A 12,574-nucleotide genomic window follows, 5' to 3' on the forward strand; every position below is an offset into this window, starting at 1 on the left:
CGGGGCTCCGTGCGAGGACGGCCCGCCGATGCCTGCGCCACGATTTTGTGATTCGTCACCCTATCGTCCGTATGTCCGGCGTTCTCCAGGAGCGGCCGCGGCCGCCCGACGCGGCGCGGAGCTGCGGTAGCGGCGGCTCCAGCAGGGATCGCGATCCCGACGGAGCGACCGCTCTCGACAGTCGAACCGAGAGCCAGCACGGCGACGGTATCGCCGCCGACACGTCGTCCGTGTCGCGGTCGCAGTATGCGAACTCGAACCTGAACCCGAATCAGGCGAGTGCGGGGTGGGACCGATGGTAGACGTCGCGTTCTCGCTCGGACGGCTCGCCCTCGCCTTCTTTCTCGTCCTCCTGAACGGCTTCTTCGTCGCGGCGGAGTTCGCGTACGTTCGAATTCGGTCGACTCAGATCGAGACGCTCGTCGCGGAGGGCCGGTCGTCGGCGAAGCTCGTCCGGGAGGCCGAAGAGAACTTAGACGACTACCTCGCGGTCACGCAGCTCGGCATCACGATCGCCTCGCTGGGGCTGGGGTGGGTCGGCGAACCGGCCATCGCCTCGCTCATCGAACCCATACTCGGATCGGTGTTGCCCGCGGGCACGATTCACCTGGTCGCGATCGCGATCGGGTTCGGCACGATCACCTTCCTGCACGTCGTCTTCGGCGAACTCGCGCCGAAGACGATCGCCATCGCGGAAGCCGAGCGGATCGCGCTGCTGGTCGCCCGCCCGATGAAGCTCTTCTATTACCTCTTCATTCCCGGTATCGTCGTGTTCAACGGGACGGCGAACTTCTTCGTCCGGCTTTTCGGCATCGCGCCGGCCTCCGAACGCGACGAGAGCCACAGCCCCGAGGAGATCATGCGTATCGTCTCCCGATCGGGCGAGCAGGGCGCCGTCGACACGGACGAGGTCGAGATGATCGAGGCGGTCTTCGACCTCGGCGACACCGTCGCCCGCGAGGTGATGGTCCCCCGACCCGACGTCGTCACCATCGACGCGGACATGCCGCTTTCAGAGCTCCGCGGCGTCGCGGCGACGGGGAACTACACCCGCTTCCCCATTGTCGACGAGGACGCCGACGAGCCCGTCGTCGGCTTCGTCCACGCGAAGGACGTCCTCCAGGCCATCGAGTCCGCCGACGCGGACGACTCGGCGGCCGAGGATGCGGAGCCGGCCGCGCGTGACCTCGCCCGCGACGCGCTTATCGTTCCCGAGACCCGCCGGATCGACGAAATCCTCGCCGAATTCCGCCGACAGAACGTCCAGTTAGCCGTCGTCATCGACGAGTGGGGCGCCTTCGAGGGGATCCTCACCATCGAGGACGTTATCGAAGAAGTCGTCGGCGAGATCCAAGACGAGTTCGACGTCGCCGCGATGGAGCCCTCGATCGACGAACTGCCGGACGGCCGCTACGCCATGGACGGCGGCGTCGCCCTCGACGACGTCAACGACGTCCTCGGCACCGGCTTCGAGAGCGAGGCGTTCGACACCATCGGCGGCCTGGTGTTGAGTCGCCTGGGCCGTCCTCCCGAAGTCGGCGACGCGATTCGCGCCGACGATTACGAGGTGACCGTCGACGACGTGGAAGGGACGCGGATCTCGAGCGTCATCGTCAGCGAAGCCGCGCCGGAAGCGGAGGCCGAAGCCGAGGAGTCGTCCGACTGAGCCGCCCGCTCGGCGGGATTCCCGTCGCCTTCGCTCGTTCTCGACCAGGCGAGTGTAATCGCGGCCCCGGACTGTGGTCTCGCCCCAGTCCGAACCCCGTAGTCCTGCGGTCCGTTCGAAATCCGCGGCGTCGCGGCCTCGTTCGCCGCCCGCGGTCGGTGTCGCTCGCGGCGACGGTCTGGTAGTCCGGACGCTCCGGTACGATTCGATGACTGTAATCGGACATAACATATTTCATACATATTTATGCCGCGGGAGACGGAGTTCCGGATATGGATCGTCGGAAATTCGTCGTCGCGACAGGAGTCGGAGTAGGACTCGCCGGCTGTATCGACGCGAACGTCGACTCATCGGGTGGCGGAACCGATCAGAGCGACCCGGGCGATTCGAACGGGCCGACCGGCTCGGGCGATTCGAGCGACGATTCCGATCCGTCGCTCGACGACGAGGCTTCGGCCGATGAGTCTCGCGGAGACGACGGCAACGGAGACCGTGACGGAGACGAAACCGACAACGAGGACGAAACTGAAGACGGTCCGGACCGATCGGTGACGTTCCACTCCTGTACCCGGGCCACGGTCTCCGGCACGTTCGACGCCGACGACGTCGCCTTCGCGAGTACGGGGTTCTACGACGAGGGGCTCTACGGCGATACGATCCTCGAAGACGGCGTCGTCTTTGGTGACGACGTCACCGCTCCGTTCTCGGGGTCGGTTACCTTCGAAATCGGCAACGAGTCGAACGTGGACGCGGGTGACGAGGAAATCGTCGTCGAAGTACCGGACTATGGCAACGACGGCACCGTCATCACGTCGCTCACGACCAGGCGGGCCGACTACATGGGGGCCGCCCCCACGCACGCCAATCCGCACGCCGACGAGTGTCTCGGCGAGCTCGAGCCCGACGGCGACGGCGACGACGGGACCGCGACGTTCGACGTAGCCGGGGCCGAGACGAACGCGCCGGTTACCGCCGGGGAGTACCTCGAAGCGAGCGTCGAAATCGAGAACGCGGGTGGAACGTCGGGGACGGAGACCGTCGAACTGATCGTCGGTACCGACCCGGAACGGGTCGACGCCCGGCAGATCACCCTCGACGCCGGCGAGCGGACGATCCTCACGGTGGGGTACGAGACCCCGCCGGTCGACAACGACCAGGAGTTTCCCGTTCGGGTCGAGACTGAGGGTGATGCGGTGACTCGCACCGTGCTGGTCTACGGTACGGGATAATCGCATACCGGTTTCGAACGGGCTCCGGAAGCGGGGAGCGACCGCTGCGTCGGAGTCACCGGGCTTCAGGCCACTGGACGAGCGGCTCGCCGGTCCCCGACCGGCGGACGTACTCGGTCTGCATCTCGTACACTGCGTCCGCGAACGGTTCGCCCGCCTCGAGGCGGTCGCCGACGCGGTCCAGTTTCCACCGGCTCGGCGTCGTCCGCTCGGTCCACCGCGCCTCGATCGGACCGAGGTACTCCTCGACCGTGCCCGGCGGAACACCGCGCTCTCGGAGGCCACGCCGGGCGAACTCGAACAGCTCGTCGTAGATCACCGCTCGATCGCCCGTTCGCTCGCCGTCGGCGGTGACCCACACGAGGTCGGCGTCGAGCCCGTCTTCGACCGCGCGGTAGAAGCTCCGTTCGGCCGCGTCTCGATCGAGGGTCGCGAGCGGGTGGTCGGCCGCACACAGGCCGCAGATGAGCCCGGCGACCAGGCACTGGAATCCGATAGTTTCCGTCACCGTCGGCTGGGCGGGGAGGGGCCTATACTCGATGCGGATCGACCAGCGGTCGCCCTCGGCGACCGGTTGGCCGCCGACGACGGTGCGAAGCCACCGCCAGTACGTCCCTCGCTTGTGGTCGAGTTCCCAGAACCGGTCCGGAAACGTCTCGCGGTCGTCGTCGTGGAGCCACTCCCGGAGAAACGGCGCACACGTGGGATCGTCGACGAGCCGTTCGACGGTCTCGGCCGCGGTCCCGATATCGCCGGGGACGCGGACCTTCTCCCAGGCGCGATTGATGGACTGCTCGAACACCGGAATCCGGAGCTCGTGGTACGTTTCCTCGAGTAATCGGGCGGGATCGTCGACGTCGTACAGGTCCGGCGGTAACAGGGGCGAGTTCGTCGCCAGGGCGAGCACCGGACCGAGCGTTCGGATAGCGGTGTTGTAGTAGAACGGGAAGTCCTCGGCGGCGGGGATCTGGACGTGCGGTTGAATCGAACTCGCGAGGGATTCGAACAGGATCGACGGAAACCGGTGCTCGCTTCCGGGTACCGAGAGGGTGATCGGCCCGTCGATTCGCTCCGAGATGGCGTTATCGATCGCTCGATAGCGGGGTTTCGGCGCCATGTTCTCGGCGAGGATCACCCCGTCGTCGTCGCGGACGTCCGCGAGGTACTCGCGACTGCCGTCCGGCGGCGGAATCGTCCACATGGCGTCCGGGACGATCTCCACCCCCGCGCTCTCGGCGGCGCGTTGTGCGTCCCGGTAGCAGCGACGGAGCTCCGCCGCCTGTGCGGCGATCCCCTCCCCGTCGAACGGATCGGGATCGGTGTGGAATTCGACGTTGTGCACCCCGAGTTCCCGGTCACAGCGGTCGCCGAACACGGCGTCCGGCGCCCGAGCGAGCCGCCCGGCCTCGTCGACAACGTAGGCCTCGACCTCGAGCCCGAGACCGAAGCCGGGGCTGTCGAGTCGTCCGGCGCGGACGGCGTCGGTGAGACGGGCGGCCTGGTCGTCGACGCGACGATCGAACTCCCGCCTGGTCGCGTCCCGGAGCGATCGCTTGATCAGGTCGATCCGGTCCGCCATTACGGAACTAAAGCGGTCCCAGTCGCTTAGAACTACTGTGCGACCGCCGACAAGAGCCCCGCGAGCGCTACGCGTCGACGCGGACGTCGAACCGCGTCGTGATCAGGACCCCCGCCGGCCTGGCCTGCAAGAACAGCCGGTACCGGCCGGGGGTCGGAAACCGCGCGCCGAACTCGACGCGACCGCTGTCTGATGCGGTCTCCGCCGGGTGGACGTGGAGATACGCGAGATCACCCTCCCGGAGCGCGACGAGGTGGCCGAGCGCACCGAGGTACGCTCCCAGTTCCGGGACCGGCTCGCCGTCGCGCCGAATCTCGAACGTCAGTCGACTCCGTTCTCGAGCGGCGACCCCGTCGGTGCGCAGTTCGATGTCGTAGCCGTCCGCCGTCGCCCGATGCGAGGAGTCCGGCCGCGCCTCGATCTCTCCCGGCCCCGACGCGAATAAATCGAACCCGAGCGTCGTCGGCTGCCCGTCAACGACGATGTCGACGAACGCGCGATAGACGCCTGGATCCGGGAGTGAGAGCCCCTCGACGCGCCACGCCCCGTCCGATTCCATGTCGGGATGCAGGTGCTGGAACCGGGTCAGGTCTCGCCGAACGAGGATGAGGTGGCTCCGTTGTCCGTGTGCCGCCTCGAAATCGGTCACGACCCGCCCGTCCTCGCCGACGATCCGGTACGTCCAGTCCGCGGACTCGCCCGGGTCGAACCGCGTCGCCGCCGGCTCGAGGCGGAGCCCGTTCGCGGCGAGCGCGAGCCCGCCTGGCGTACCGTGGCCGCCTGGCGCATAGCCGCGGGTCGGTTCCGGGCCGTCGTCGTGGCCACCGTGATCGTCGTGGCTCGAGTGATCCGCCATAATGGGTCACTCGCCGCCGAAGGGCTTACTGTTTAGCGTCGGTCGCCGTGACGTATTCTCTGACACGATGCTCACTCTGGATCCGTCGAAAGACAACACATTACACCAAAACTGTGACAGATGTCTCGAACCGCTCATCTTAGCGCGTTAGTTAATATCTCGCAGAGCCTATTTACACTGAGTGAGGGTAATGACAATGGACAAATCGATGAGAATGATGGAAGCGAATAAAGAACTCGTCAAGCAGGCCTCGTTCGAGACGTACACCGAAGGCAACACGGACGTTATCGACGAACTGGTGAGTGACAGCTACGTGCTTCACGATCCCACGAGTCCCGAAGCGATCCGCGGTCGTGAGGCGTTCAAAGAACACGTCGAGTCGATCCGACGTGCCTTCCCGGACCTCACTACCACGATCGAACACACCGCTGTCGAAGGCGATCTCGTTGCGGTGCAGTTCACCGTCGGCGGAACGCACGAAGGACCGTTTCCCGATCTCGACCTCGAACCGACCGGCGAGACGTTCGAAATGGACGGGATGGAATTCGACCGGATCGAGGACGGCCAACTGGCCGAAACGTGGCTCGTGTTCGATTCGCTCGCGTTCGCACAGCAATTGGGAGCGGTTCCTGATGAGGACAGTGCCACCGTGCACTAGGATGTGCAGAGCAATCACTAGTCCAACCACTTCTTTCGGTGATTACTTCGAAGCTCTACTGAACGGCCGATTCATCCCTGCTCGGATAAGCGATCTCGCGGGAAGCGCCGTCTCACCTGTTGGAATCCGGTGAGTGCTTCCCGCCAGGCGAGCATATCGCGCGGGTTTAGCGTATCTAACTACCTCACCTCCCGATCTTAACCACAGTGAGTTGATCTCGGGAATTGTCGGATCGCGTCAGGGCGACACCGAACCGAAGGTCCACAGGCTCAGAGTCCACTGATAACGAGAACCTTTGATTCGTTAGTCGGCGAGGGTGTCCCCTCTTCCGCAACGAACAGAACGGAGAGAAATGCGCACCATAACCACTAAACACGGCATACATCGAGAGGATAGTATATGGATTGGACCGAGAAGTAACCATAATCCAGGGGCAGCCATATATTTGAACAAATTTTACTCATAGAGAATTTCCTTCAGCAGCGTTGAATCCACAGCCGCTGACATTGTGGCATGATATCTCGATCTCAGTGATGCCGAACTTTAACCGTCTGAATCGAGTACCCCGGTCTAATGAATCAAACCGTTGGACGCTATGACCAGCCAGAAGTACTGGACCTCGAAAACGGTCTCGAGGCATTTCAGTCCAGTCCTGAGTTCCGGGGCCCGGTTGAACCGTTCGACGGGCATACCTGCAACGATCACTTCGCACATATCTATGAGACACATGAGGAGATGTTTGAGGCTGCCATCCCGTTTATTCGGCATGGACTCGAGCGCGGCGAGCGCGTCATGTATATCATCGAGAAGGGTACTGAAGCCGAGGTGCGGGAAGCGATGCGCGACGCCGGACTTGACGTTGATACCGCGCTTACTGCGGGCGCATTGACGTTCCACACCGTACAGGAGACCTATCTCCGAAACGGATCGTTTGACCCCGACGAGATGATCGACTTCTACGGTGAGATGGTCACCGAGGCTACTGAGGACCACGAGGCGCTCCGGATTGTCGCCGAGATGACGTGGCTCAACAACGATGATACGTCGGTCGAGCAGTTCATAGAGTACGAACAGAAAATCAACGATCTCTTCGACCACACGGATTCGCTTGCGATCTGCCAGTACAACCGCAACTTGTTCGCACCGGAGGTCATCCGGAACGTCGTCCAGACGCATCCGCATCTCATCTACGACGGCGCTGCATGCCACAACGTCTACTACACGCCACCAGAGGAGTTCTTCGGTGCCGATGCACCAGCCCGTGAAAACGAGCGCATGCTCCAGACGCTCCGGGACCGGACCATAGCGAAGGCCCAACTCCACCGCCGCGAACGATTCCTGCAATATCTCTACGAAGTCTCGTCCGATCCCACGCTCTCATTCGAGGAGAAACTGCAGGCACTGTTCGATCTCGGATGCGAGCAGTTTGGCCTCGAACTCGGGGCGATGGCCAAGGTCGACCCCGACGCCGATCAGTTCGAGATCGAATTTGTGAGTGACGATCACGAGTACTTCGAGGCAGGTCTCGAACTCCCTCTGTCGGAAACGTACTGCACCGCAGCGACCAACACCAGCGGGATCGGGAGCGTGGCTGATCCCGTTGAGGCCGGGTACGATGATATCTACGTTCATAATGAGTTCGGCATCAAGACGTATCTCGGCACCTATATCGAGGTCGAGGGCGACGACAACCGAACGTTCTTCTTCGTGTCCGAGGAGCCGCGCGACGAGGACTTCTCGGCTAACGAGCGCACGTTCCAGCGGTTGCTGGGGCAGTGGGTCAAGTACGAACTCGAACGCCAGCAACGCGAACAGTTCCTCCACAAGTGTTACGAGATCACGTCCGATCCCGCCCTCGACTTCGAGGAGAAACTCGAGCAGTTACTCGAACTCGGGTGCGACCAGTTCGGCCTCGAGATCGCCGGACTGAATCACTTGCCGTCATGGGACGGCAAATTCCGACTCGAGAAGGGCATCGGACTCGGCTTAGATTCCGATGAGGAGCTATGGACCGACCCGGACAATGGCTGTTACTGCCGTCAGACCATGACCGAGGATAGTCCGGTCGAGATGGTCGACGTGCGCGACACCCATTGGGCCGAGGATACGATCTACCAAGAGTTTGGACTAACGAGCTACCTCGGGACGAAAGTGTCGACCGGAGCCGCACCATACGGCACGCTCTGGTTTGGGAGTACCGAACTACGGGAGCGACCGTTTTCGGAGACCGAGCGCTCGTTTATCGAGTTGATGGGGCAGTGGGTCAGCTACGAAATCGAGCGGCGCGAAAACAATGATTCCCAGCGGAAGCTCTACGAAATCACCGCAAATCCCGATCTCGATCCTGACGAGAAGATTGATCAATTGCTAGAAGTCGGCTGCAAGCGGCTGAACCTACCAATTGGGATGCTCACTCGCAAACGCGAGCAGGCATTCGAGATCGAGCATATGCACGGTACGCATCCCGAGCTTGACGAAGGGTCGCTCACCCCGCCGTTGACGGACAACTACTGCCGTCGCGTCGTCAACACTGGCAACTCGATTAGTGTCGGCGACGCTGGGGCGGCCGGATGGGACGGCGACGCGCTCTACCACGAATTCGATCTCAAATGTTACTCTGGGACACAGGTGTTCGTCCGCGGTGAGAACTATGGCACCGTCTGTTTCACGGATCTGGCCACCCGAGAAGAATTCACCGAGGCGGAGCAGGTGTTTCTCGATATCCTCGGCCAGTGCGTGAGCTACGAAATCGAACGCCAACAGCATGAGGCCGACCTCAAGGAAACAATCGATCAACTAGAACAGTCCAATGACCGACTGAGGCAGTTCGCCTATGCCGCCTCGCACGACCTACAGGAACCGCTCCGGATGGTTTCAACGTATCTACAGCTACTGGAGAACCGGTACAAGGAGGATCTCGACGAGGACGCGCAGGAATTCATCAATTTCGCAGTCAATGGAGCTGACCGGATGCGGGCAATGGTCGATGATCTGCTTGCGTTCTCACAGGTCGAACACGCCGGTAACGAGTTCGATTCAGTTGACTGTGACGCAGTCCTCGACCACGTCACCGACGATCTCCAGATACAGATCGAGGAGAACGACGCGGAGATCATCAGCGAGTCACTTCCGACGGTGAGAGGCGACCAAGAGCAACTCGAACACCTATTCAGTAATCTCGTCTCAAACGCTATCAAGTATAACGAAAGTAATCAGCCGCGCGTCGAAATCTCGGCCGACCAGCGGTCTAACCGCTGGGAATTCGCAGTTACCGATAACGGAATTGGGATCTATCCAGACGAAACGGACAAGATATTTGAAGTTTTCAAGCGGCTCCACCACGATGACGAGTACTCGGGGACAGGGGTCGGTCTCTCGCTATGCCAAAATATTGTCAACAATCACTATGGAGAAATCTGGGTCGAGTCCGAACCTGATGAGGGATCGACGTTCTCATTTACGCTTCCCGCGGGCGAGAATCCGACGCAGTAAGTCCACGTACCCATTCATCTCTGGTACCCGAGACCTGTCTTAAACCAATATTGACTACGACGGCTGGCCAGTATCTTCAGACCCACGCTCCGCAACCACTAAATTGCGCGGAGCAGTTCCGAGCGAAGCAAGCAATCCCGAGGTGGGAAAATCTACGCTAAAAAAGCCGCTCGCTCTCGAACGGGTCCAGCACTTGTGACTCGACCGGAAGGATAACGCCTCCGCTTATATTGTCCGTTGCGAGCAGTTACATTTATTTTATACACTAAAAACCCAGATCTCGAACGTCGGGAGGCTTATCCCACTTAATCTCTACCAAAGGTATATGAGTACTCGTGCGGGCGCTAACGAAGAGGGATTTTGGAGAGATGTCGACGACGATGTCGCGCTCCATCGATACCAGACGCTCGTAGACACGATTGCTGATGGGATCTACCAACTCGATGCGGACGGGTATTTCGTGGCTGTCAACAATGTTATCCTCGAGACGACTGGCTATGCTCGTGACGAACTCCTCGGTGAACACGTCTCGCTTCTCTTCGATGATGCCGATATCGAACGCATCGAACGCGAAATAGAGAGCCGACTCGAAACGAATGGCGACGACATCGCTACCTTCGAACTCGCCGCCCGTACTGCTGACGGCGACACAGTTCCATTCGAACTGCGGCTCAACCCGTTGATAGAGGACAGTGAGTTTCGGGGGACAATCGGCGTCGCTCGTGATCGCTCCGAGAAAGAACGCCGACAGGACACAGTCGAATCAACGAAGGCATCGCACGAGTCGATTACGAGCATCATCGACAAGGCCGATATCGGCGTCTGCGTCCTCACTGAGGACTCCGAGGTCGCATGGGCCGACGAAACTCTCGAACGGTACTTCGGTCTCGAGCGTGCGGACCTCCTCGAGCGGAACAGCTGGACGGTCATCGACGATACCCTCAAGACCAGATTCGCGGACCCGAACCGCTTCGCTGAAACCATCCTCTCTTCGTACGATGACAATATCTATATTGACAGTTTCGAGTGTCGGGTCAGCGGCGACAGAGACACCGTCGAAGAACGATGGCTCAAGTACCAGAGTAAACCGATTGAATCGGGGGAATTCGCCGGTGGGCGGGTCGAACTGTACTACGATATTACCGATCAGAAGCAATCGGAAGGGGCTCTACAGGAAAGTAAAGAAGAGTTCGAGTCCCTGGTTGATGCAGTCGAGGAGTACGCGATCTTCCGGTTAGACACGGATGGACACGTCATCAGTTGGAACAGAGGCGCACAGAACCTCAAGGGCTACGACCGCGAGGAGATCCTTGGCGAGCATTTTTCGACGTTTTATACCAGTGCAGATCGTGCGGAAGACGTTCCTAAACGGAACCTCGAGACTGCGACCGAGAAGGGTTCCGTTGAGGATGAGGGATGGCGCGTTAGAAAGGACGGCGCGCGATTCTGGGCGAACGTAACGATCACGGAGATTCGAGACGATGATGGCACTCATCGTGGGTATCTCAAGGTAACACGCGATATGACTACCCGTCATAAACGTGAACAGGAACTCGAAAGCGAACTCCAGCGTATTCTCAGCAGGATCTCCGACGCGTTCTACGCGGTTGACGTCGAGTACCGGTTCACCCACGTCAACGAACGCGCTGCGGAACTCCTCCAACACTCCGAGGAGGAACTACTCGGCGAGCAACTCTGGGACGTATTTCCCGATCTCGTTGATCTCGATGAAGTCTGGGATGCCTTCCACACAGCGTTGGAAACACAAGAACCGACCAGCTACGAACTCTACTACGATACGCTCGACTTCTGGGTCGAGGCCAATCTCTATCCCTCCGAAACCGGTATCTCGGTTTACTTCCGCGATGTCACTAGACGCCGAGAGCGCGAACAGGCACTCGAGAAGTCTGAACAGCGCTACCGCACCCTCGCCGAGTACTTCCCGAACGGCGTCGTCATGCTGTTCAATCATGACCTCGAATACACGTTAGCGGCTGGTCAAGGATTCGATAGAATACCGGTCGCACCAGCCGATCTCGAGGGTTACCAGTTCCACGACGTCTGGCCCGACGAGACCGCTGACGCTATCAAGCCAGCGTTGGACGCTGCCCTCAACGGCGAGGAGCAATCAGTCGAACTTGAATACGCCGGTCGGGAATGGGTGCTCTACGCGGTCCCGATCACTGACAGCCGCGGTGATATCTTTGCCGGGGTGACGATGGCTCACGATATCACCGAACGGAAGGAGAACGAGCGCAAACTCGAAAAGACGATTTCGCGACTCGAGGAGTCCAACAAACGGTTAGAACAGTTCGCCTACGCAGCGTCGCACGATCTGCAGGAACCGTTACGGATGGTCTCGAGTTATCTCCAACTCATCGAGCGCCGCTACGCCGACGAGTTCGACGAGGAGGGCGAGGAGTTCCTCGAGTTCGCCGTCGATGGTGCAGATCGGATGCGGAACATGATCGAGGGGTTACTGGCGTACTCGCGGATCGAGACGGAGGGTGAGCCATTCGAACCAGTTAATCTCGATTCCATCCTCGAGAGCGTACTGGAGGATTTACAACTCCAGATCGAGGAGACGAACGCCGAAATCACGACCGAACATCTACCTCGCGTTGCGGGTGACGCCAGTCAGTTGCGGCAGGTGTTCCAGAATCTCCTGAGCAACGCACTCGAGTACAGCGGGGACGAGCCACCGCAGGTTCACGTCGATTGCGACCAACGGGGTCGAGAGTGGACGATCTCGGTTCGCGACGAGGGCGTTGGAATGGATCCCGACGATCAAGATCGTATCTTCGAGGTATTCGAGCGTCTCCACGGTCGCGAGGAACATTCCGGCACTGGAATCGGTCTCGCAATCTGTCAGCGCGTCATCGAACGGCATGGCGGCGACATTTGGGTCGACTCCGAACCCGGCGCGGGAACGACGTTCTCATTTACACTTCCCGCGGCACGGAATCCGACGCAGTGAGTCCACGTACGTACTGCTCTCGGGAACCTGATCCCGTCTCAAACCAACATCGACTACGACGGCTGTCTCAGTATCTTCGGACCCACGCTCCGCAACCACTAAACGCGGTACGCACCG

8 protein-coding genes are annotated in these 12,574 nt (G+C 60.7%); 6 read left to right on the forward strand and 2 right to left on the reverse strand.

Annotated features, from left to right (window positions below; translation table 11 throughout):
• Positions 1–71 precede the first annotated feature (71 nt).
• The 3 genes from BMY29_RS03590 (at position 72) to BMY29_RS03600 (ending at position 2,895) form a co-directional block, all read left to right on the forward strand.
• Positions 72–302, forward strand: a complete 231-nt coding sequence (locus tag BMY29_RS03590) for a hypothetical protein (protein WP_049989262.1) — start codon at positions 72–74, stop codon at positions 300–302.
• On the forward strand, positions 296–1,666 hold the full coding sequence (locus BMY29_RS03595) for a hemolysin family protein (RefSeq protein ID WP_049989263.1): 1,371 nt from the start codon (positions 296–298) through the stop codon (positions 1,664–1,666). The genes BMY29_RS03590 and BMY29_RS03595 overlap by 7 nt, the downstream gene beginning before the upstream one ends.
• A 272-nt stretch (positions 1,667–1,938) precedes the next feature.
• Positions 1,939–2,895, forward strand: coding sequence for a hypothetical protein (locus BMY29_RS03600; protein WP_049989264.1), 957 nt, complete (start codon positions 1,939–1,941; stop codon positions 2,893–2,895).
• Between the two features lie 55 nt (positions 2,896–2,950).
• Here BMY29_RS03600 and BMY29_RS03605 read toward each other — a convergent pair whose 3' ends face one another.
• On the reverse strand, positions 2,951–4,474 hold the full coding sequence (locus BMY29_RS03605; RefSeq protein ID WP_049989265.1) for a glutamate-cysteine ligase family protein: 1,524 nt from the start codon (positions 4,472–4,474) through the stop codon (positions 2,951–2,953).
• A 67-nt stretch (positions 4,475–4,541) separates the two neighbouring features.
• Positions 4,542–5,330 (reverse strand): hypothetical protein, encoded by a 789-nt coding sequence (locus tag BMY29_RS03610; RefSeq protein WP_049989266.1) that lies wholly within the window; start codon positions 5,328–5,330, stop codon positions 4,542–4,544.
• A gap of 217 nt (positions 5,331–5,547) precedes the next feature.
• Between BMY29_RS03610 and BMY29_RS03615 the strand changes: the two genes are divergently transcribed.
• The 3 genes from BMY29_RS03615 (at position 5,548) to BMY29_RS03625 (ending at position 12,457) form a co-directional block, all read left to right on the forward strand.
• Positions 5,548–5,988, forward strand: a complete 441-nt coding sequence (locus BMY29_RS03615) for an ester cyclase (protein WP_206539049.1) — start codon at positions 5,548–5,550, stop codon at positions 5,986–5,988.
• 573 nt (positions 5,989–6,561) lie between these two features.
• The gene (locus tag BMY29_RS03620) at positions 6,562–9,480 is read left to right on the forward strand and encodes an MEDS domain-containing protein (protein WP_049989267.1); all 2,919 of its coding nucleotides are present in this window, start codon (positions 6,562–6,564) and stop codon (positions 9,478–9,480) included.
• Positions 9,481–9,805: 325 nt separating this feature from the next.
• Entirely contained in the window at positions 9,806–12,457 is a 2,652-nt protein-coding gene (locus tag BMY29_RS03625) for a PAS domain S-box protein (protein ID WP_049989268.1), read from the forward strand.
• The last annotated feature ends 117 nt before the right edge of the window (positions 12,458–12,574 follow it).

It is taken from the genome of Natrinema salifodinae (genome assembly GCF_900110455.1).
Taxonomy (GTDB): Archaea; Halobacteriota; Halobacteria; order Halobacteriales; family Natrialbaceae; genus Natrinema; species Natrinema salifodinae.